The sequence below is a fragment of the Amycolatopsis sp. NPDC028719 genome (assembly GCF_055565395.1).
Genome location: NZ_JBVHUL010000003.1, coordinates 84,009 through 104,556 on the forward strand (window position 1 = coordinate 84,009; position 20,548 = coordinate 104,556).

Consider the following 20,548-nt stretch of genomic DNA (forward strand, 5'->3'; position numbering starts at 1 on the left):
GCCTACGGGATCGGACCGTAACGTCGCGCTGACCAGCCGGACAACTCGCACGGTGCCCGCGGGTGCGCACGACGGAGGACGCGCGCGCCACCCGCCGAAAGTCGGATTCTGACCGATGCTGCGCCCGGACAGCCGATTGCCGACCGCCGCCGGTTCTGTGAGGGTCCCACGGTGGGATCCGAAGCCGGGGAGGGTGCGTCCATGCGCAGAGTGTTCACCGCCGTCGCGGCGGCCGTGCTGGCCGTGGTGGGGCTGGCGCCCGTCGCGAGCGCGGGGCCGGCCGACATCGAGGCCGCCCTGCGGAAGATCCCCGGCCTGACGATCGTCAAGGAGGATCCGGCGCCGGCCGGGTTCCGGTTCTTCGAGCTGACCTTCACACAGCCCGCCGACCACCGCCACCCCGGCGCGGGCACCTTCCAGCAGCGGTTCACCCTGCTGCACCGCGACTTCGCCGCGCCGACGGTCGCCTTCACCAGCGGTTACAACGTCAGCACCGCGCCGAACCGGTCGGAGCCGACGCAGATCGTCGACGGCAACCAGCTCTCGATGGAGTACCGGTACTTCACGCCGTCACGCCCCGAACCGGAGAACTGGGCGAAGCAGCTGACGATCTGGCAGGCCGCCGCGGACGAGCACCGCGCGGTGCAGGCGTTCAAGGCGATCTACCCGGGCAAGTGGCTGGCCACCGGCGGCAGCAAGGGCGGCATGACCGCGACGTACTTCCGGCGCTTCTTCCCCGACGACGTCGACGCGACGATCCCCTACGTCGCGCCCAACGACGTCATCGACCCCGTCGACGTCTACAACCGGTTCCTGTCCCGGGTCGGTGACGACCCCGGCTGCCGGGACGCGCTCAAGGCGATCCAGCGCGACGCGCTGAAGCGGCGGGCCGAGCTGGGCGTGATCGCCGCGGCGGACGCGGCGCAACGCGGGCTGACGTTCTCGATCGTCGGCTCGGCCGACAAGTCCCTCGAGATCTCGGTGATCGACTCGTACTTCGCGTTCTGGCAGTACCAGAAGCAGGCGGACTGCGCGACGGTGCCGGCGCCGGGAGCGCCCGCGGCCGACGTCTACGCCTGGTACGAGAAGGTGGAAAGCCTCAACACCTACTCGGACCAGGATCTGGCGCCGTACGTCCCGTACTACTACCAGGCGGCCGCGCAGCTGGGTTCGCCCGAGGCGTACGACGGCTACCTGCGCGACCTGCTCCGCTACCCCGGCGCCGACCAGCCGAAGACGTTCGTGCCTTCGTCGGTCAAGATCCCGCGGTTCGACTACCTGGCCATGCCGGACATCGACTTCTGGGTGAAGTCCCGCGGCACCCGGCTGCTGTTCGTGTACGGCTCGAACGACCCGTGGGGCGCCGAGCCGTTCGAACTGGGCTTCGGCAGCCGCGACTCGTACCGCTACTACGTGCCGGGCGGCAACCACGGGTCGAAGATCGCGCAGCTGCCCGCGGCCGACGCCGCCGCGGCGACCGCGACCGTCCGGCGCTGGGCGGGGTTGTCCCCCGCTTCGGCGTTGACGGCCCGGAGCGCGCCGGCCGGGTTCCCGGACTTCGACGCGGACCTCACCCTTTCGGCGCGGCCACCACTGTGACTTCCCCTCAGGCCGGGCGTAGTCTCACGGCACGTTGACGGCCCGGCCTGAGGAGGCGGCATGCCTCGTCCCGTCCACTTCGAGATCCACGCGGGTGAGCCCGAACGCGCGGTGGCCTTCTACACGGCGGTGTTCGGCTGGAAGTTCGAACGCTGGGGCGACGTCCCGTACTGGGTGATCACGACGGGCGAAGGCGACGGCATCGACGGCGGGCTCGTGCCCCGGGTCGGCCCGGCCCCCGAGGACTCGGCGCCGGTGCACGGTTTCGTGAACACGGTCGACGTCGCCGACCTCGACCACGCGCTTGCCGCGGTGACCGAGGCGGGCGGATCGCTGGCGCTGCCGAAGAGCCCGGTGCCGGGGGTCGGCTGGCTGGCGTACGTCAAGGACACCGAAGGCAACATCTTCGGCATGCTCCAGCCGGACTCGGAAGCGCCGGCACCGTCTTAAGGACGTTTCGCCTTCGGCAGCCTCCGGACGACATCGTCGTAGGAGACGTCGATGAGTTCTTCGAGCTCGGCGTCGGGGACACCGGCGCCGAGTTCGACGCGGTTCCAGCCGTAGCGGCCGAGGTAGTCCATGACGGTGACGGCGTCCGGGTACCGTTGCCGGATCTCGGCGGCTTCGTCCTTGGTGGCACCGCACTTGACGGCGACGCTGCCGGGCTCGTCCTGCCCGATGAAGGCGAAGCCCTTGCCCCCGACCTTCGCGACGAGCACGTGGTCGCCGAAGGGATAGGTCTCCTCGGCCCCGGGCTTGCCGAGGCAGTAGGCGACGACGGCGTCGATGTTCACGACTCGAACTTCACGAGTTCGAGGTCGGTCTGCGGAAAGTCGTCCCCGATGCAGAGCAACGGTTCCCCCGCGACGAACGCGGTCGCGTAGGTGAGGCAGTCCCCGAAGTTCAGCCCGGCCGGATGGCGCCCCTTGCCGAACCGCATGAATGCCGTCTGCGCCGAACGCCAGTGGGCGTCGCCGAAGGAGATCACCCCGAACCGCCGCTGCTGCAGGAAGTCCGCGAGGAGGGCCTTCCCGCGCGGACCTTCCTTGTGCACGAGGACAAGGGTGGTCTCGACGAGAGTCGGCGCACCCACGCGGCAGACAGGCGCGGAACCGATGATCTTGCCGAGGAGCGGAGCCATCGGCTCGCCCATGATCGTCGCGATCATCGCCGAGCTGTCGATGATCACACGCCACCGGGCCCGTATCCGAGGATCCCTTCGCGTTCGGCCTTGCCGATCGGCACACCGCGGTTCGCCGGGGAGACCTGCGGCCAGATCTCCTCCTCCAGGAACCGGACGAACGCGGCCCCGTCCCGAGCCGAGTTCTGCTCGGCCTGGAGCTGGTCACGGCGCATCCGGAGTGCCTCGCGCACCGCGCCCGTCTTGGTGTCGCCGGTCAGCTCGGCCACTTCGGCCGCCAGGCGCTCGGTCTCGGGGTCCTTGATGTTCATCGCCATGGTGTAATGGTACTGACGATGGTGTAATACTTCCATTTCCTCCCCCTCGGCCGGGCCGCTACTTGATGCCGGCCGCGTCCATGCCCCTCAGCTCCTTCTTCAGGTCCTGGATCTCGTCGCGCAGCCGGGCCGCCAGCTCGAACTGCAGGTCCCGCGCCGCCTGCATCATCTGGTCCGTCATCTGCTGGATCAGGTCCGCCAGCTGGGCGCGCGGCATCGCCGAGACGTCCTTGTCGACCAGCATGCCCGAGCTGCGCACCCGATCGCCCTGCTCCGGCTTCTTGCCGCGGGAGGAGTTGCGGCCCGAGCCGCCCACCGAGACCTGCTCGGTGTCCTCGGCCTCGCTGTAGACCCGGTCAAGGATGTCGGCGATCTTCTTCCGCAGCGGCTGCGGGTCGACCCCGCGCTCCACGTTGTAGGCCACCTGCTTCTCGCGGCGGCGGTCCGTCTCCTCGATGGCGTGCTTCATCGAGTCGGTGATCTTGTCCGCGTACATGTGGACCTCGCCCGACACGTTTCGCGCCGCGCGGCCGATCGTCTGGATCAGGGACGTCCCGCTCCGGAGGAAGCCCTCCTTGTCCGCGTCGAGGATCGCCACCAGCGACACCTCCGGCAGGTCGAGACCCTCGCGCAGCAGGTTGATGCCGACCAGCACGTCGAAGTCGCCCGCCCGCAGCTGGCGCAGCAGCTCGACCCGGCGCAGCGTGTCGACCTCCGAGTGCAGGTAGCGCACCCGGATGCCCAGCTCCAGCAGGTAGTCCGTGAGGTCCTCGGACATCTTCTTCGTCAGCGTGGTGACCAGGACGCGCTCGTCCTTGTCCGCGCGCTCGCGGATCTCGTGCACCAGGTCGTCGATCTGGCCCTCGGTCGGCTTCACGACCACCTTCGGGTCGACCAGGCCGGTCGGCCGGATGACCTGCTCGACGAACTCGCCGCCCGCCTGGCCCATCTCGTACGGCCCCGGCGTCGCCGACAGGTACACCGTCTGCCCGATCCGGTCGGAGAACTCCTCCCAGGTCAGCGGCCGGTTGTCGACCGCGCTCGGCAGCCGGAAGCCGTACTCGACCAGGTTGCGCTTGCGGGACATGTCACCCTCGTACATGCCGCCGATCTGCGGGACGGTCTGGTGCGACTCGTCGATCACCAGCAGGAAGTCGTCCGGGAAGTAGTCGATCAGCGTCGCCGGCGCGGTACCCGGCCCGCGGCCGTCGATGTGGCGCGAGTAGTTCTCGATGCCGGAGCAGAACCCGACCTGCCGCATCATCTCGATGTCGTAGGCCGTGCGCATCCGCAGCCGCTGCGCTTCCAGCAGCTTGCCCTGCTTCTCCAGCTCCGCCAGCCGGTCTTCGAGCTCCTTCTCGATGCCCTGGATCGCCTTTTCCATCCGCTCCGGGCCCGCGACGTAGTGCGTCGCCGGGAAGATCCGGACCTCGTCGACCTCCTTGACGATGTCCCCGGTCAGCGGGTGCAGGTAGTACAGCTTCTCGACCTCGTCGCCGAAGAACTCGACGCGGATCGCCAGCTCCTCGTACGCCGGGATGATCTCGACCGTGTCCCCGCGCGCCCGGAACGTGCCGCGCGCGAAGGCGATGTCGTTGCGCGTGTACTGCACGTCCACCAGTGCCCGCAGGAAGACGTCCCGGTCGAGCTGCATGCCGACCGCCAGCTTCGACGACCGGTCGAGGTAGGACTGCGGGGTGCCCAGGCCGTAGATGCAGGACACGCTCGCGACCACGATGACGTCCCGCCGCGACAGCAGGTTCATCGTCGCCGAATGCCGCAGCCGCTCGACGTCGTCGTTGATCGACGAGTCCTTCTCGATGTACGTGTCCGTCTGCGCGATGTACGCCTCGGGCTGGTAGTAGTCGTAGTAGCTGACGAAGTACTCGACCGCGTTGTGCGGGAAGAGCTCGCGCAGCTCGTTCGCCAGCTGCGCGGCCAGGGTCTTGTTGGGCGCCATCACCAGCGTCGGCCGCTGGACGCGCTCGATCAGCCACGCCGTGGTCGCCGACTTGCCGGTACCGGTGGCGCCCAGCAGCACGATGTCCTTCTCGCCCGCCCTGACCCGGCGTTCGAGGTCGTCGATGGCCGCCGGCTGGTCACCGGCGGGCTGGTAGTCGCTGACCACCTCGAAGCGGCCGCCGGTCCGGGGGATCTCCGAGACCGGGCGGAAGTCGGACTGGGCGAGCACGGGGTGTTCGGTTGCGAAAGCCACGTCGACCAGAGTAAGCCGACCCACCGACAATTTCCGTCGGGCCTGGTCAGCGGGGCCGGGACACCGTGACGGAGATGACTTCGCCGCCGGTCACGGCGCGGTACGGGCCGGCGCCGGGCGCGGGTGCGGCCGGCCCGGCAAGGTCGCGTGGCTCCGGTGGGGCAGATCGTCCATCGTCATCGCGGTGCCCCTTCAGCAACTGCAGTCACAGCAGGAACAGCAGTCGCAGCAGCCGTCGCAGCCGGCACAGTCGCAGCCGCCGGTCGAGTGCGGTTTCCCGCTCCACGGGCCGGGAAAGGGATCGCGGCAGCAGAACTGGCAGGTGCAGCACATGTAGGGGGTGAGAGCGCAGCCGAGGAAGAAGTTGCGCTTCTTCGGCGGGACGGCGAACTTCGGGTACCAGAGTCCACCGCCCTTGCCGTCGAGCGACTCCGGACCGCCGGAATCGCCCGGCCCGCCGGGACCACCCGGGCCGCCAGGACCTCCCGGCCCACCGGGACCACCCGGGCCACCTCCGCCAGGGCCCCCCGGGCCGCGGCCGCCGGGCGCACCCGGCGGCGGGACCGGGCCGGGCGGCGGAAAGCCTTGCGGCGCACCGGTTCGCGGGCCGCCCGGGGGCTGGTGCGGGTACTGCTGAGGAGCCGGCCCCCGGCCGATCCGGCCCGGCGGCGGCTGCTGCGGGTGCTGCGGCGGGGTGGGTCCCGGCCCGATCCACCCGGGCGGCGGCTGTTGCCCGGCAAGGCCGCCCGGCCACTGTTCGCCGGCCGCGAACGCCGCGCCGGACCCGGCACCAGCGGCCGAGTCCTGCGCAAAGTCCGCGCCGCTTCCGGCCACCGAACCAGCTTCAGCGGCCGAACCCTGACCGAAGCCCGAGCCGCTCCCGGCCGCCGACCCAGCACCGGAAGCCGAGCCGTGACCATGCGCCGAGCCGTGTCCGAACGCGCGTCGCACTGCCTGCCGCAGCTCATGGACCAGCAACGCGTGCACCAGACCCGGCTCCGCGAACTCCGCTTCCCGCAACGCCAGTTCCACCCCGAGCACCGCGTCGTCGCACAACCGGCGCGCCTCCGCCAAGGACGTTCCGGTCGCCCGCAACGGGTTCCAGGCACCCGCCGCCGCGTCGGCCGTGTGGTCCTCGACCGCGTCCAGCAGGTGCGCCACCCGGCCGAACAGCCGGCCGGCCTCCGCGAGGGGGGCCACGTTCCCCGGCCGCCCGGCCAGTTCCGCCGTCCGCGCGAAAGCCGCGGACGTGGCCAGCTCGGCGGGCTCGGTCGCGAGGAGCGCCGAGTCGCCGAAGCGAACGGAATGCTCCAGCTCCCCCTGCCGCTCGACGGCTTCGGTGAGCACCGACGTGTCGAACCCGATCCGGCCGCCGGTGCTGCTGCCCTGCGCCGCCCAGCGGGCCGCGACCCTCCGCGCGGCCATGGCCACCGGACGGCGGCCGAACGCACCGTCGCGGTCCTCGACGTGGTCGCCGACCTTCGCCGCGGCCAGCACCAGCGACACCGCCGCGGCGAGCTGGGCCCCCTCGCCGCGCGCCACCGACGTCGAGCGCATGCCCCGCAGCGGGCAGGGCCCGGCGTCCCGGCGCTGGTCCGCGCGAGGCGTCTGCGCCTCGACCAGCGCGGAGATGATCAGCCCGTCGTAGTTGGTGACGACGCGGGCCAGCTGCCCGTGCTCGTCGCGCAGCGTGAGACACAGCCCGCACAGGTGCGCGACCCAGTCCGCGTGCAGGCGGCCGGACAGCCGGTGCCGGCACGGCCTGATGATCCCGAACATCCCCAGTCCCCTCGGCTCCCCTGATCGTCGGCGCACCTTAGCCCGAACGAGTGGCGCGCGCGTCGCGTATACGCGATTCGTGACCTGCCCGGCAGGATGACCGCATGGCTGAACTGCACGCGCCGAAGGTCGAGCTCTTCGACCCCGCCGAGCGCGCGAACATCGACCCGAAGGGCATCCGCCGGGAGGTCGAGGAGTACCGCGAGGAGCCGTTCGGCCTGTACCTCGCGCGCCCCACCCCCGGCCGCGCCCAGTTCCACTACCTCGAGTCGTGGCTGGTGCCCGGGCTCGGGCTGCGGTTCACCGACTTCTGGTTCTCCCCCGGCCACGAGCGCGACCAGGACTTCTACCTCGACGTGGTCCGCGTCCGCCGCGACGGCCCGCGCTGGGTCGCCACCGACCTCTACGTCGACCTGGTGCTCAAGGACAAGCTTTCACTGCGCGTGATCGACACCGACGAGCTCCTCGAAGCCCACGCGGCCGGTCTCCTCACCACCGAAGACGCCGAGTACGCGCTGAAGACCACCTACGCCGCGGTGGAAGGGCTGGCCGCCCACGGCTACGACCTCTCCGCCTGGCTGTCCACGAAGGACATCACGCTGACCTGGCGCCGGCACCCCTAGGCCGAGTAGTAGGCGAGGAACATGTCCACGCCGCGGCTGATGAGGTCGTGCGTGCGCTGCTCGCCGATCCGTTCGCCGTAGGCGGCGTGCGTGAAGTGCGGGTAGAGGACCAGCGCGTAGAGCTGCACCAAGGCCAGGTCGACGTCGGGAATGGCGAGTTCGCCGGCCTCGATGCGCTTGCGGAACTCCCCGGCGAGGATGGCGGACGTCAGGTCGGGACCGTTGGCCTTCCACGCCTGGCCCAGCTCGGGGAACCGCTGCGCTTCGCTGGCGACCAGCGCGCGTAGCGCCAGCACCTGCGGCTGCGCCATTCCCGCCACCCAGCCCGTCGCCGTCCGCACGAGGATCTCGCGGATGTCGTCGGACTCGGCCAGGCTCTTCTCCAGCGCCAGCGTCGACTGCTGGAGCGCTTCCTTGAGCGCGTCGTGGATGACCGCGTGGAACAGCTCGCTCTTGCTGCCGAAGTGGTTGTAGATCGTCACCTTCGACACGTCGGCCTGCCGGGCGATGACGTCGATGCCGGCTTCGAAGCCGCGAGCCAGGAACGTCTCGCGGGCGGCGTCCACGATCGCCCGGCGCTTGAGGTCGGCGCGCTCGCCGGAGGGGGCACGCCGTCGCGTCTCGGTCATCGCCGCAGCATACCAAGCTCCTGAACTGAACCGTTGAGTTCATATGAACTGAAGCGTACAGTTCAGCAGCGACCCAGGCGACGACCAGGAGGAACCATGCTGACCGAACCGGAAGTGACCTCGGTGGGGCGCCGCGACCACCCCCGCGCGCGGCTGGCGCTGCTGGCCTTCGCGATGCTGATCGTCTCCCTCGACCAGTACATCGTCGTGGTGGCGCTGCCCGAAATCGGCCGCGACCTGGGCTACTCCGCCCAGACCCTCCAGGCGGTGATCAGCACGTACGCGATCGCCTCCGCCGGGTTCCTGCTGTTCGGCGGCCGGGCCGCGGACCTGCTCGGCCGGCGCCGGGTACTGGTGACCGGCCTCGCCCTCTACGCCATCGCGTCGGTCGTCGGCGGGCTCGCCACGGTGCCACTCCTCCAGCTCGCCGGCCGGGCGCTCCAGGGCCTGGGCGGGGCGCTGGTCTTCCCCAGCACCTTGGCGATCATCACCACGACCTTCGCCGAGGGCCGCGAGCGCAACCGCGCGCTGAGCGCGTGGGGCGGAGCCGGTGCCGCCGGCCTGGTCGTCGGCGTCCTGCTCGGCGGGGTGCTCACGCGGGGTTTCGGGTGGCAGGCGGTGTTCTTCGTAAACGTTCCGCTGGCCGGTGTCGCGCTCGTGGCGGCGTTCGCGCTCATCGCACCCGACCGGCCCGGTGCGCCGGGGCGGCGGTTCGACCTGGCCGGCACGCTGAGCGTCACCGGCGCGGTGACCCTGCTGGCGTTCGCGCTGGTCCAGGGCCCGGACGCGGGATGGGACTCCCCCGGGATCGTGGCGGCCCTGGTCGCGGGGACGCTGCTCGCCGGCGCCTTCGCGGTGATCGAGCGACACAGCGCCGACCCGTTGGTGCCGCGCCGCCTGCCGGCCAATCCGAGTCTCCGGCTGGCGTTGGTCGTCGCGTTCCTGTTCACGGCCACCTTCGGCTCGCTGCTGTACTTCCTGTCCCTCCACTTCCAGGACGTCCGGGGCTACGACGCGCTGGCCACCGGGCTCGCGTTCCTGCTGCCCACCGCGGTGGTGGTCGCCGGCTCGGTGCTGGCCGGGCCGCTGGTGACCCGGATCGGCGTCCGGCACACCCTGCTCGGCGCGCTCGCGACCGGCGCGCTGGGCGCGTGCCTGCTCGGGTTCGCGCTCACCCCGGACGGCTCCTACGCCGGGCTGGTGCCCGGCCTGATCGCGGTCAGCGCCGGCGACGGGATGGTGTTCACGGCCATGTACATCGCCGCGGCGACGCGCGTGCCCGCCCCGCGGCAAGGGGTCGCCTCCGGGATCGTCACGACCGGTTCCGGCATCGGCGCCGCGGCCGGGCTCGCGGTGCTGGTCCTGATCGCCAACGCCGGTACCCGGAACCTCGGCGGCGACGCGCTGCGCGTCGCGACCGGTGACGGGATCCGGACGGCGGTGTTCGTCATCGCCGGGGGCATCGCGCTCACCTTCCTGCTCGTGCTCGCGTCACCCCGGCGCAGCTCCTGACTCCTCGCGCATCCTCCGGACGGTGGATACGGGGTCCGCCGCCGGAGGACCCGGTCCGGACCGTCCTGACGATTCGCCGGAGGCCCCTCGCGCGGGAGTCTCGGTGTGTCGCAAGCGGATCGAGAGGGGAACAGCGCCATGCCGGTCATCGAGGTCGAGCACCTCCACAAGCGGTACGGGGACAAGGTCGCGGTCGACGACGTGTCGTTCAGCGTCGAACGCGGGGAGATCTTCGGGATCCTGGGCCCGAACGGGGCGGGCAAGACCACGACCGTCGAGTGCCTGGAGGGCCTCCGGACGCCCGACGGCGGTGTGCTTTCGGTGCTGGGGCTCGACCCGCGCCACGACCGGGCCGAACTGCGCCAGCGCGTCGGCGTCCAGCTCCAGGAGAGCCGGCTGCAGGACAAGCTGCGGGTCGGCGAGCTGCTCGACCTCTACGCCGCGTTCTACCGGACGCCGGCCGACCCGGAGCGGCTGCTCGCGACGCTCGGCCTGGCCGAGCACCGGAACACCGCCTACAAGAAGCTCTCCGGCGGTCAGCAGCAGCGGCTGTCCATCGCGCTCGCACTGGTCGGGAGCCCGGAGGTGGCGGTGCTCGACGAGCTCACCACCGGCCTCGACCCGCAGGCCCGCCGCGACACCTGGGACCTCATCGAGGCCGTGCGCGCGCAGGGCGTGACGATCCTGCTGGTCACGCACTTCATGGCCGAAGCGGAACGGCTCTGCGACCGGATCGCGGTGATCGACGCCGGGCGCGTCGTCGCCGTCGACACCCCGGCCGGGCTGGTCGCCCGGGTCACCGACGAGCAGGTCGTGCGGTTCCGGCCGTCGATCCCGCTCGACCCGCGCGCGCTCGAGGCGCTGCCGGAGGTCCGGAAGGCCGAGTGGCACGCCGACCGCCTCGTGGTCAGCGGCCGCGGGAACGTGCTCCACGCGGTGACGTCGCTGCTCGCCCGCCTCGGCGTGATCGCCGAGGACCTGCGCGTCGAGCAGGCCGGCCTCGACGACGCCTTCGTCGCACTCACCGGCCACCGGCCGGAATGAAGGGGGAAACCATGTCCGTCCTGACCAAGCTGACCACCGCCGAGGCCAAGGTGTTCCTGCGGGACCCGGGCGCGCCGGCCGTCGTCGTCGGCATCCCGCTCGCCCTGCTGCTGGTGTTCGGGCTGATGCCCGGTGCGAACGAGCCGGACCCCGAGTACGGCGGGCACAGCGCCCTGGCCACCTTGATCGCGCCGATGGCCATCACGATCCTGCTGGCCATGCTGGCGCTGACGCTGTTCCCGGCCGCGATGGGCACCTACCGCGAAAAAGGCCTGCTGAAGCGGCTTTCCGCGAGTCCCGTGTCGCCGAGCCTGCTGCTCGCCGCGCAACTGCTGGTGAACCTGGCCGCCGCCGTCGTCGTGGTCGCGCTGATCGCCGGGGTGGGCGGGCTCGCGCTCGGCATCCCGTTGCCGGGCAACCCGGGCGGCTTCCTGCTGTCGCTCGTGCTCGGGGCCGTGGCGCTGTTCTCCGTCGGCCTGCTGGTGGCGGCACTGGTGCCGACCGGCCGCGCGGCCAGTGGCATCGGGAGCGCGCTGTTCTTCCCGATGCTGGCGCTGGGCGGGGTCTGGGTGCCGAAGGAGAAGCTGCCGGTCTTCCTGCAGCACGTCGCCGACGTCCTGCCGCTGGGAGGCACGCTCAACGCGCTGCGCGCCACCTGGGCCGGCGACGCCCCGGAGCTGCTCCAGCTCGGCGCGATGGCGGTCTTCGCCGTCGTCTGCTCGACGATCGCGGCGCGGGTGTTCCGGTGGGAGTGACGACCGCGGCCGCCGCGGCCCGGGTCCGGCCGGTCGCGCCGGTCGCCACGCGCCCGGTGGCGATCGTGACGGCGCTGATGGCGATCCCGTTGCTGCTGACCGCAAACCGGTACGGCTACTTCGGCGACGAGCTCTACTTCCTGGCCGCCGGCCGGCACCTCGCCTGGGGCTACGTCGACCAGCCGCCGCTGCTGCCCCTGCTGGCCAGGACCATGGACGCGCTCGGGCAGTCACCGTTCGTGCTGCGGATTCCCGCCGTGCTGGCGATGCTCGGGGGCATCGCGCTGACCGCGCTGATCGCCCGCGAACTCGGCGGCGGGGCGAAAGCGCAGACCCTGGCCGCCGCGACCTTCGGCGTGTCGTCGTTGTTCCTGGCGGGCGGGCACTACCTCGCGACGTCCACAGTGGACCCGTTCCTCTGGACCCTGCTGCTGTGGCTGCTGGTCCGGTGGCTGCGGACCCGCGCCGACGGCCTGCTCGTCTGGGCCGGCGTGGTGACGGCGCTCGCGCTGTACACGAAGTTCCTCATCGGCGGCTTCTGGCTCGCCGCCGGGGTCGCGCTCCTGGTGTGCGGACCACGGGAACTGCTGCGCCGGCCCGCGTTGTGGCTCGGCGCGGCGATCGCCGTGGTGGCTCTGGTGCCGACGCTGCTCTGGCAGGCCACGCACGGCTGGCCGCAGTTCGGCATGGGCGCGGCGATCTCCCAGGAGGTCGGCAACACCTGGGGCGGGCGGCTCACGTTCGTGCCGGCGGCCTTGCTCACCGCCGGGATCCCGGTCGGCGCCGTCCTGCTGGGGTACGGCCTGTGGCGGGTGCTGCGCGACCGGGAGCTCCGCTTCCTCGGCTGGACGACGCTGCTGCTGACCGTGGCGTTCGTGGCGGTGAACGGCCGGTTCTACTACCTCGCCGGGATGTACCCGGTGTGCTGGGCGATGGCCGCGGTGGCGCTCGAGCGCCGGGAACCGTCGCGCTGGTGGCGGTGGCTGGCGGCCTGGCCGTGCTACGCGCTGTCCGTGCTCCTGGTCCTGCCCGTCGCGCTGCCGGTCTGGCCGCGGGTGTGGCTGACCGAGCACCCGTCCCTGCCGTCGCCGGTGTTCGCCTTCGCCGAGATCGGCTGGCCGGAGGGGACCCGGTCGGTTTCCGACGCCTTCGCGAGGCTGCCGAGCCGGGAACGCACGGCGGTGGTGACCGAGACGTACTGGGAGGCCAGTGCGCTCGACCGCTACGGCCGCGACCTCGGCCTGCCGGAGCCGGCCAGCGGCAACCGCGGGTACGCGACGCTGGTCGTACCGCCCGAAGACGCGACGGACGTCCTGTACGTCGGTGCCGACCCGCGGCCACTGCTCGGGCGCTTCGCCGTCGTGCGGCCGATCGGGACGGTCGACACGGGCGACGCGAAGCCGAGCTACTTCGACGGCGTGCCGCTGTGGCTGGCGAGCGGGCGGACCGAACCGTGGTCCGTGCTGTGGCCGAAGCTGGTGAACACCCACACCTGAGCCACGTGCCCGGCGTCACCGGTCGCGGGGTGACGCCGGGTGGCCCCCGTAGGGTGCGGGAAGGACCGGCGCCTACCCAGGACGAAGGAGCACGATGGACGCCGTAGCCACGGCCCCCGACCAGGCGACAACCCAGCTCGCCCCGTTCGCCCGGCTGCCGGTCGCGCTGCCGGCGCTGGGCACGGCCACCGCGTTGCTGCTCACCGCGGGCCGCTACGGCTACTTCGGTGACGAGCTGTACTTCCTCGCCGCCGGGAAGCACCTGGCGTGGGGCTACGCCGACCAGCCGCCGCTCGTTCCGTTCCTGGCCTGGGCGATGGACTCGCTGGCGCCCGGCTCGCTGGTCGTCTTCCGGCTGCCGGCGATCGCCGCGACGGCGGCCGGCGTCGTCGTCACCGCCCTGATCGCCCGCGAGCTGGGCGGACGGCGCAAGGCGCAGGCGCGCGCCGCGGCGGCGTACGCGATCTGCGGGCAGTTCGTCGGCAGCGGCCACTACCTGGCGACGTCGACGATCGACCCGCTGCTGTGGACGCTCGTGCTGTGGCTGCTGGTCTGCTGGGTCCGCACCCGCGACGACTCGCTCCTGGTGTGGCTGGGTGTCGTCACGGCGGTGGCGCTCAACGGCAAGCTGCTCATCGGCGCGTTCTGGGTGGTGGCCGGGGTCGCGGTGCTCGTGTTCGGGCCGCGCGAGCTGCTTCGCCGGCCGAAACTCTGGCTGGGCGCGCTGATCGCCGCCGTATCGCTGGTGCCGACGCTGCTGTGGCAGCGCGCGAACGGCTGGCCGCAGCTCGGCATGGGTGACGCGGTCGGCGCGGAAGTCGACGCGGCGGGCGGGCGCGAGAGCTTCGTCCCGAACCTCCTCGCCGGCGCCGGCTGGGTGATCGGCGCGCTCGGTGTCCTCTACGGCTTCGCCGTGCTGCTCGGGAGCGCGCAGCTGCGGCCGTACCGGTTCCTGGGCTGGACGGCGCTGGGTGTCGTCGCGGCCTTCCTGCTCGCCAACGGGCGGTACTACTACGCCGCCGGGATGTTCGGCGTGCTGTGGGCCGCGGCCGCGGTGCACCTGGACGGACGTGAACCGGCGCTGTGGTGGCGATGGGTGCCGACCTGGCCGGTCTTCGTGCTCTCGGCCCTGTTCAGCCTGCCGTTCACGCTGCCGCTCTGGCCGGCGCACTGGCTGGCCGACCACCCGGGCGCGCCGCGGCCGGCCTACGCGGCCGAAGAGATCGGCTGGCCGGACCTCGCCGGCGACGTCGCCAAGCTGTACCGGACCGCGCCGCCGGGCACGGCCGTCGTGACCGGCGGCTACTGGCAAGCCGGTGCGCTCGACCGGTACGGGCCCGAGCACGGCCTGCCCGAGGCCCACAGCCCGAGCCGCGGCTTCTGGTACTTCGGCCGGCCTGCCGACGACGCCGGCACCGTGCTCTTCGTCGGCTACGACCCGTCGAGGCTCGCGAAGTACTTCGCGTCCGCGCACCTCGCCGGGCAGGTCGGGAACCGCCTGGGCGTCGCGAACGCGAGCGAGCACATGCCGGTCTGGCAGCTCACCGGCCGGACCGCGGACTGGGCGGCGATCTGGCCTCGGGTGAAGGACATGAGAGCGTGAGCGTCCGGGTCGGCTGGAACCGCCCGATGTGGCCGCTGGAGTCGGCGAAGGCCGCCACCGGCTGGCAGCCCCTGCTGAACCGGGTCGAGCGGTACCTGGGCGGTGGGTTGCTCGCCACCGCGACCCTGATCGCCCTCGCCTTCGGCGGGCACGACAGCCGCTGGTGGGCGCTCACCGGCGCGCTGGTCGCCGCGACCGCGCTCTGGCTGCTCGCCACGATCACCCTCCCGGTCCCGCGGGTGCGCGAGCACCCCGCGTTCGCCCTGCTGAGCTTCGCCGGCGTCATCGGGCTGGGCAGCGTCCTCGAATCCCGGGACGTCACGTTCGTGATCTTCATGATCTTCGCGTTCTTCTCCGCGATGCGGCTGCGGCCGACGTGGCTCGCCTTCGTCGCGCTCGCGGTGACCTCGCTGCTGATCAACACCCTCGGCAACGGCGGGCCGGTCCACGCGTTGCAGGCGAGACCTGGGGTCTGGATCACGATCATCCTCGTGCAGACCACGGCGATCGGGGGCGGTGGGCTGCTGTCCGCGGCCGTCGCCCGGCAGAACGAAGAACGCCGGCGCATGCTCGACGACCTCGCCGCGGCCCACGCGGAAAACGAAGGCCTGCAACGGCAGCTGCTCAGCCAGGCGCGCGAAGCGGGAATCCTCGACGAGCGGCAGCGGCTCGCCCAGGAGATCCACGACACCCTGGCCCAGGGCTTCACCGGCATCATCACCCAGCTCGAAGCCGCCGCGCTGGCCGAGGACGAGCCCGCGGAACGGCAGCGGCACCTGGACTCGGCGGCCGCGCTGGCGCGGGAGAACCTCGTCGCCGCCCGGCGTTCGGTGCGCGCGCTGCACCCCGAACCCCTGGACACCGCGGCGCTGCCCGACGCGCTCGCCGGCGTCGCGACGCGGTGGAGCGGGCGGACCGGCGTGCCCGCCGCGTTCACCGCCACCGGCGAGCCGCGGCCGCTGCACCCCGAGATCGAGTCGACCATCCTGCGGGTCACCCAGGAAGCGCTGTCCAATGTGGACAAGCATGCCGCGGCGGGCCGCGTCGGCCTCACGCTGTCCTACATGGACGACGAGGTGACCCTGGACGTCCGCGACGACGGCGCCGGGTTCGTCCCCGGGCCCGGCCCCGGCTACGGGCTGCCCGGGATGCGGCGGCGCGTCGAACGGCTCGCCGGTACGCTGCACGTCGAGTCCGAACCCGGCGGCGGCACCGCGATCTCGGCCGTCCTGCCCGCCGTCCCGTCCCCGCCGGAGGCCTCCCCGTGACGATCACCGTGCTCATCGCCGACGACCACCCGATCGTCCGCGACGGCCTGCGCGGCATGTTCACCGGCCGCGGCTTCGAGGTCGTCGGCGAGGCGGCGAGCGGCGCCGAAGCCGTCACGCTGGCCGAGCGGCTGCGCCCCGACGTCGTGCTGATGGACCTGCGGATGCCGGGCACCGACGGCGTCACGGCGATCACCGAGCTGGCCCGGCTGGGCAACCCGGCGCGGGTCCTGGTGCTCACGACCTACGACACCGACTCCGACGTCCTGCCCGCCATCGAGGCGGGCGCGACGGGCTACCTGCTCAAGGACGCGCCGCGCGAGGACCTCTTCCGCGCGGTCGAAGCCGCCGCCCGCGGCGAGGCCGTGCTCTCCCCCGCGGTCGCCAGCCGGCTGATGGGCCGGATGCGCGAGCCGGCGCGGGAACCGCTGTCCCAGCGCGAGCGCGAGGTGCTCACCCTGGTCGCCCGCGGCTCGACGAACAAAGAAGCGGCGAAGAAGCTCTTCATCAGCGAAGCGACGGTCAAGACGCACCTGATCCACGTCTACGCGAAGCTCGGCGTGAACGACCGCGCGGCGGCCGTCGCGGTCGCGTTCGAACGCGGGCTGCTGGGCTCCTAAAGCGTCCAGCCGGTGGCCGCGGCCCACTTCTCCGCGCGGGTGAAGACGCCGTTGACGAACTCCTGCTTCTCGTCCGCGTAGGCCGCGACGTTGCCGTCGTCGGCGTGCGCGGCGGCCAGCCGCAGCTTGACGTCGCGGTAGTCGTCCCGCTCGTCCGCGTTCGCGCGCAGGTAGTCGCGGAACAGCAGGGCGAGCCGCCACGCCGGCGTTTCTTCGGACCGGACGTGCAGGTTCACCGCGCGCTTGGGGTCACCGCCGACGTGCAGGCGCTTGGGCCACGTCCCGGTGCCGTCCAGGGCGTCGTCGACCCAGTCGCCCTCCAGGCGCGGGAACCCGGCGTCGGACAGCAGCTCGCGGAGCGTGTCCGCGTCGTCCAAAGTGGACACGGTCAGCTGGAAGTCGAGGACGTCCTTGGCGGGCAGGCCGGGGACGGCGGTGGACCCGATGTGGTCGGCGCGGCGGGCGAGCTCCCCGGCCACGGCGCGGATCCGGGCGAGCACCCGCTCGGCCTGCGCCGGCCAGGTGAGGTCGTACTCGGCGATCTTCGGGGACACCGGCGGCCGCGGCCGCCGCAGCCGGACGTTCGCCTCGAACGGCACGAGCCGGTCGGCCCACAGCGCGTCGACGTCGGCGAGCACGGCGTCTTCGGCACCGCCGTTGTCGAGGAGAACGTCCGCGACGGCGCGGCGCTGCTCGTCGCTCGCCTGCGCGCGGATCCGGGCCCGCGCGTCCTCCTCGGCCATGCCCCGCGCCGTCACCAGCCGCCGGACCCGCACCTCGACCGGCGCGTCGACGATCACGACCAGGTGGTACGCGGTCGCGAGGCCGTTCTCGACCAGCAGCGGGATGTCGTGGACGATGACGGCGTCCGGCGCGGCGGCGGCCATCAGCTCACCGGTGCGGGCGCCGACCAGCGGGTGCACGATCGCGTTCAGCCGGCGCCGCGACTCGTCGTCGCCGAACGCCCTGGCGGCGAGCGCGGGCCGGTCGAGCGAACCGTCGGCGGCCAGGATCTCCTCGCCGAACTCCTCGACGAGCCGGGCGAGCCCCTCGGTGCCGGGCTCGACCACCTCGCGGGCGATCCGGTCGGAGTCGATCAGGACGGCACCGTGCTCCGCGAGCCGGTTCGCCACGGTCGACTTGCCGGCCCCGATTCCACCTGTCAGCCCCACGCGCAACATGCCGATCACCCTAGTCAGGCTCGCCGGACGGGCGAGTGGTGCGCCCATCCGTGTGACACAGGTAGCTGCCCTGTAACTCCGGTAAACGTTTTCCGATACGCCCGGCAGCGGGTCACCGGCCCGCCTGGTCAAGGGAGGGACCATGGACATGGCGAAGCTCGGCAGGGCGGCGGTGGTGGTACTGGGGGCGGGCGGGCTCGCCATGGGGGCGCCCGACGGACCGGCGGGACGGGCCGAGCCGGCCGGTCACTGCCTGTCCGGTGTCTACCGGATCCAGGTTCAGCCGTCTCGCACGGTGTACGCGGTGAAGAGCACGTGGATCCCGTTCGTCGTGACGTGCCCGAAGGGCCAGGTCACGACGCCGCCCGCGTGACGGCGTAGCGAATGCATACGAACGGGTGAACCGCAAGGTGATCGTGACGCGTGACTCAACCGATATCCGGACACGCCGCGTTGCTTACTCACCTTCACCGGCCCGGCTGCGTACCGTGCGCGCGACAGGGTCGCCCACACGGAGGAACGATGGCGGACAGCAAGCACGCCGGGAGGCACCGGCTCGGCACGCCTGGGCTGGTGCACTGCCTCGTCCACCGCACCGTGGCCGACGCGCTGGCGGACTACCGCCGGACGTGGCTCAGCACTCTGCTCGTGCCGGCCAGGCACAGCTTCGCCGGCCTCCGCCGCAAGGCCCGCGCCGCGGCCCTCGAGCGCATCTGGGTCCCCGCGGTGGGCACGGCGACGATCCGGCCGGTGACCGCCCAGGCCGCCGCTGCCTGACGGCGGCCGCTCGCGGCCTTGCCTCAGCGGCCGGCCTCGTGCGTCTCGATGGTGATCTCCGAGGACAGCGTCCGGTGCACCGGGCACTTGTCGGCGATCAGCATCAGCTTCGCGCGCTGGTCGTCGTCCAGTTCGCCCTCCAGCTCGATCTCGCGCGTGATGCGGCTCAGCATCCCGCGCTCGGTCTCGCACTCGGCGCAGTCCTCGGCGTGGATGCGGTCGTGGCGCAGCCGGATCGTCGCCCGGGTCAGCGGGAAACCCTTGCGGTTCGCGTACATCCGCAACGTGATCGCCGTGCACGAACCCAGCGAAGCGAGCAGCAGCTCGTACGGGTTCGGGCCGGCGTCGGCGCCGCCGACCTCGACCGGTTCGTCGACGAGCAGCTCGTGGGTCGCCGTCGTGACCTGCTGCGTGTAGGTGCCGTCGCCGCTCGCGGTGACGACGACCGTGCCGGGCTCGGGGTGTTCCATCCGGGTCAGTCCTCCCAGGGTGATGCCAGGATCGTGGTGACGAAGTCCGTGCGCTCGAAGCCTGGCACGAACCGGGCCAGGACATCGGCTTTGACGTTCCCGAAAGCCGTGTCGGGCCGGTCACGGATGCCGTCGGTGAAGGCCTCGAGGATGCGCCGCTTGAAGTCCGGCCGCGGGTGCGCCGCCACGACCGCGGCCCGGGCCTCGGCGGGGAGGTCGTGGTAGCCGATGCCCAGGACGTCGTACTCGACGCCGGCCGTCACCAGCGCGACCTCGGGTTCCATGTACTCGGGGATGCCCGGGGTCGTGTGCAGCGCGATGGCCGTCCAGGCGACCCGGGCGCGGTCGGCGTCGACGCCGTGGCCGAGCAGGAAGCGCCGGGCCTCGTCGGCGCCGTCGAGCTCGAAGCGCCGGTCGGTGCGGTGGCCGGCGACGAGCCCGAGGTCGTGGAACAGCGCGGCGACGTAGAGCAGCTCGGCGTCGAAGTCGAGGCCGCGGCGCCGGCCTTGGAGCGCGCCGAACAGGTAGACGCGCGCGGAGTGGTCGTAGAGGAGCGAGCCGGCGGTGTCGCGAACGTACTCGGTGGCTTCGCGGGCGAGGGCGGTGTCGGGGATGTCGAGGTTCATGACGCCGACGATGCCCGCCCGCGCGCTGCTCGGACATGCGTCCGGCGGACGGGAACCCCGCACATCCGGACATCCGGCACGTTCCCAAGACGCGCCGGATATCGTATCTTTTGCTGCGGGTCGATCACCCGGATGTGCGCGAAGGGGGTGCGCCGTGGCCACCAGGCACCTGTCGATGCGCCCCGCCGAGCAGGGCAGCCGCGAGCGCTTCCTGGACACGGCGCTGGCGGTGCTGTTCGACCGCGGCGTCCCGGGGCTGACGGTGCGCGGCGTGGCCGAGGCGGCCGGCGCGTCGACGATCTCGGTGTACGCGCGCTTCGGCGGCCGCGCGGGCCTGCTCGACGCGCTGTACGAGCGCACGTTCGACTCGCTGCGGCAACTGCTGGAGGGGCTGCCGCCGGCCGGCCCGGACGGGGTCGCGGACCTGCTGCACCTCGCGCTCGAGTACCGGCTGTTCGCCCGGCAGAGCCCGGCCCGCTACGCGCTGATGTTCGAGCGCCCGGTGCCGGGGTTCGACCCGGACCCGGCGCTGCGGTCGGCGGTCCTGCGGACGACGTTCACCCTGTTCATCGCCCGGGTCCAGCGGGTGTGCCCACCGGGAGCGGACGCCCGCGAGACGGCGTACCAGCTGTGGACGGCGATGCACGGCCTGGTCGGGGCGGAGCTGATGCTGGCTTCGCGGACTCCGCTGCCGGACTGGTTCATCCCGCCGACCGACGAGGCGAACGAGCGGATGTACCGCCGCGGCATCACCGCGACGATGGCCGGCTTGGACCTGCGCAACCGCTGAGGCGGGCTGGACTCGCGATGCGCCCCAATGTGGCCTTCGGTGCGTCTGACGCACCCAAGGCGGCCTTCGGTGCGTCAGACGCAACCAAGGCCACATTGGGGCG

General features: G+C 72.2%; 22 protein-coding genes. 13 read left to right on the forward strand and 9 right to left on the reverse strand.

Annotated features, from left to right (window positions below):
* Nucleotides 1-201 precede the first annotated feature (201 nt).
* Both ACZ4TR_RS14140 and ACZ4TR_RS14145 read left to right on the forward strand, forming a co-directional pair.
* Entirely contained in the window at nt 202-1,599 is a 1,398-nt protein-coding gene (locus tag ACZ4TR_RS14140) for a S28 family serine protease (RefSeq protein ID WP_465287430.1), read from the forward strand.
* A 60-nt stretch (nt 1,600-1,659) separates the two neighbouring features.
* On the forward strand, nt 1,660-2,049 hold the full coding sequence (locus ACZ4TR_RS14145; RefSeq protein ID WP_465287431.1) for a VOC family protein: 390 nt from the start codon (nt 1,660-1,662) through the stop codon (nt 2,047-2,049).
* Here the strand turns inward: ACZ4TR_RS14145 and ACZ4TR_RS14150 are convergent.
* The 5 genes from ACZ4TR_RS14150 to ACZ4TR_RS14170 form a co-directional block, all read right to left on the reverse strand.
* A complete protein-coding gene (locus ACZ4TR_RS14150) occupies nt 2,046-2,393 on the reverse strand; it encodes an MmcQ/YjbR family DNA-binding protein (RefSeq protein ID WP_465287432.1) in 348 nt (115 codons plus the stop codon). The two genes, ACZ4TR_RS14145 and ACZ4TR_RS14150, sit on opposite strands and share 4 nt — an antisense overlap.
* Nucleotides 2,390-2,788, reverse strand: coding sequence for a type II toxin-antitoxin system VapC family toxin (locus tag ACZ4TR_RS14155; RefSeq protein ID WP_465287433.1), 399 nt, complete (start codon nt 2,786-2,788; stop codon nt 2,390-2,392). Before ACZ4TR_RS14155 ends, ACZ4TR_RS14150 begins: the two co-directional genes overlap by 4 nt.
* A complete protein-coding gene (locus ACZ4TR_RS14160) occupies nt 2,785-3,057 on the reverse strand; it encodes a type II toxin-antitoxin system VapB family antitoxin (RefSeq protein ID WP_465287434.1) in 273 nt (90 codons plus the stop codon). Before ACZ4TR_RS14160 ends, ACZ4TR_RS14155 begins: the two co-directional genes overlap by 4 nt.
* A 58-nt stretch (nt 3,058-3,115) precedes the next feature.
* Nucleotides 3,116-5,272, reverse strand: a complete 2,157-nt coding sequence (gene uvrB / locus ACZ4TR_RS14165; protein WP_364511465.1) for an excinuclease ABC subunit UvrB — start codon at nt 5,270-5,272, stop codon at nt 3,116-3,118.
* 192 nt (nt 5,273-5,464) lie between these two features.
* Nucleotides 5,465-7,051 carry a DUF5685 family protein gene (locus tag ACZ4TR_RS14170; protein WP_465287435.1) on the reverse strand — a complete coding sequence of 529 codons (1,587 nt, stop codon included), beginning with the start codon at nt 7,049-7,051 and terminating at the stop codon, nt 5,465-5,467.
* 104 nt (nt 7,052-7,155) lie between these two features.
* Between ACZ4TR_RS14170 and ACZ4TR_RS14175 the strand changes: the two genes are divergently transcribed.
* Nucleotides 7,156-7,674, forward strand: a complete 519-nt coding sequence (locus ACZ4TR_RS14175; RefSeq protein ID WP_465287436.1) for a ribonuclease FAU-1 family protein — start codon at nt 7,156-7,158, stop codon at nt 7,672-7,674.
* Here the strand turns inward: ACZ4TR_RS14175 and ACZ4TR_RS14180 are convergent.
* Complete coding sequence (locus tag ACZ4TR_RS14180; protein WP_364511453.1) at nt 7,671-8,303, reverse strand: TetR/AcrR family transcriptional regulator; 633 nt, start codon at nt 8,301-8,303, stop codon at nt 7,671-7,673. The two genes, ACZ4TR_RS14175 and ACZ4TR_RS14180, sit on opposite strands and share 4 nt — an antisense overlap.
* 96 nt (nt 8,304-8,399) lie before the next feature.
* Here ACZ4TR_RS14180 and ACZ4TR_RS14185 point away from each other — a divergent pair, with 96 nt between their 5' ends.
* The 7 genes from ACZ4TR_RS14185 to ACZ4TR_RS14215 all read left to right on the forward strand — a co-directional run bounded on the left by ACZ4TR_RS14185 (nt 8,400) and on the right by ACZ4TR_RS14215 (nt 16,601).
* The gene (locus ACZ4TR_RS14185; RefSeq protein WP_465287437.1) at nt 8,400-9,815 is read left to right on the forward strand and encodes an MFS transporter; all 1,416 of its coding nucleotides are present in this window, start codon (nt 8,400-8,402) and stop codon (nt 9,813-9,815) included.
* 138 nt (nt 9,816-9,953) lie between these two features.
* Nucleotides 9,954-10,859, forward strand: a complete 906-nt coding sequence (locus ACZ4TR_RS14190; RefSeq protein WP_465287438.1) for an ABC transporter ATP-binding protein — start codon at nt 9,954-9,956, stop codon at nt 10,857-10,859.
* Nucleotides 10,860-10,870: 11 nt separating this feature from the next.
* A complete protein-coding gene (locus ACZ4TR_RS14195; RefSeq protein ID WP_465287439.1) occupies nt 10,871-11,614 on the forward strand; it encodes an ABC transporter permease in 744 nt (247 codons plus the stop codon).
* Nucleotides 11,611-13,110: an ArnT family glycosyltransferase gene (locus ACZ4TR_RS14200; RefSeq protein WP_465288106.1), complete on the forward strand. Its 1,500-nt coding sequence runs from the start codon at nt 11,611-11,613 to the stop codon at nt 13,108-13,110. The genes ACZ4TR_RS14195 and ACZ4TR_RS14200 overlap by 4 nt, the downstream gene beginning before the upstream one ends.
* A gap of 94 nt (nt 13,111-13,204) precedes the next feature.
* Entirely contained in the window at nt 13,205-14,713 is a 1,509-nt protein-coding gene (locus ACZ4TR_RS14205; protein ID WP_465287440.1) for a glycosyltransferase family 39 protein, read from the forward strand.
* Nucleotides 14,710-15,981 carry a sensor histidine kinase gene (locus ACZ4TR_RS14210; RefSeq protein ID WP_465287441.1) on the forward strand — a complete coding sequence of 424 codons (1,272 nt, stop codon included), beginning with the start codon at nt 14,710-14,712 and terminating at the stop codon, nt 15,979-15,981. Before ACZ4TR_RS14205 ends, ACZ4TR_RS14210 begins: the two co-directional genes overlap by 4 nt.
* Nucleotides 15,978-16,601, forward strand: a complete 624-nt coding sequence (locus ACZ4TR_RS14215) for a response regulator (protein ID WP_465287442.1) — start codon at nt 15,978-15,980, stop codon at nt 16,599-16,601. The genes ACZ4TR_RS14210 and ACZ4TR_RS14215 overlap by 4 nt, the downstream gene beginning before the upstream one ends.
* Here the strand turns inward: ACZ4TR_RS14215 and coaE are convergent.
* Nucleotides 16,598-17,782, reverse strand: a complete 1,185-nt coding sequence (gene coaE / locus ACZ4TR_RS14220) for a dephospho-CoA kinase (RefSeq protein WP_465287443.1) — start codon at nt 17,780-17,782, stop codon at nt 16,598-16,600. The two genes, ACZ4TR_RS14215 and coaE, sit on opposite strands and share 4 nt — an antisense overlap.
* A 142-nt stretch (nt 17,783-17,924) precedes the next feature.
* On the opposite strand from coaE, the gene ACZ4TR_RS14225 reads away from it, so the two are divergent.
* Nucleotides 17,925-18,155, forward strand: a complete 231-nt coding sequence (locus tag ACZ4TR_RS14225) for a hypothetical protein (RefSeq protein ID WP_465287444.1) — start codon at nt 17,925-17,927, stop codon at nt 18,153-18,155.
* 149 nt (nt 18,156-18,304) lie between these two features.
* Nucleotides 18,305-18,559 (forward strand): hypothetical protein, encoded by a 255-nt coding sequence (locus ACZ4TR_RS14230; RefSeq protein ID WP_364511429.1) that lies wholly within the window; start codon nt 18,305-18,307, stop codon nt 18,557-18,559.
* A 23-nt stretch (nt 18,560-18,582) separates the two neighbouring features.
* Here the strand turns inward: ACZ4TR_RS14230 and ACZ4TR_RS14235 are convergent, their stop codons facing one another.
* Together ACZ4TR_RS14235 and ACZ4TR_RS14240 are read right to left on the reverse strand one after the other, a co-directional pair.
* A complete protein-coding gene (locus tag ACZ4TR_RS14235; protein WP_465287445.1) occupies nt 18,583-19,029 on the reverse strand; it encodes an OsmC family protein in 447 nt (148 codons plus the stop codon).
* Between the two features lie 5 nt (nt 19,030-19,034).
* The gene (locus ACZ4TR_RS14240; RefSeq protein ID WP_465287446.1) at nt 19,035-19,655 is read right to left on the reverse strand and encodes an HD domain-containing protein; all 621 of its coding nucleotides are present in this window, start codon (nt 19,653-19,655) and stop codon (nt 19,035-19,037) included.
* Nucleotides 19,656-19,830: 175 nt separating this feature from the next.
* Here ACZ4TR_RS14240 and ACZ4TR_RS14245 point away from each other — a divergent pair, with 175 nt between their 5' ends.
* On the forward strand, nt 19,831-20,445 hold the full coding sequence (locus ACZ4TR_RS14245; RefSeq protein WP_465288107.1) for a TetR/AcrR family transcriptional regulator: 615 nt from the start codon (nt 19,831-19,833) through the stop codon (nt 20,443-20,445).
* Nucleotides 20,446-20,548: the final 103 nt, after the last annotated feature.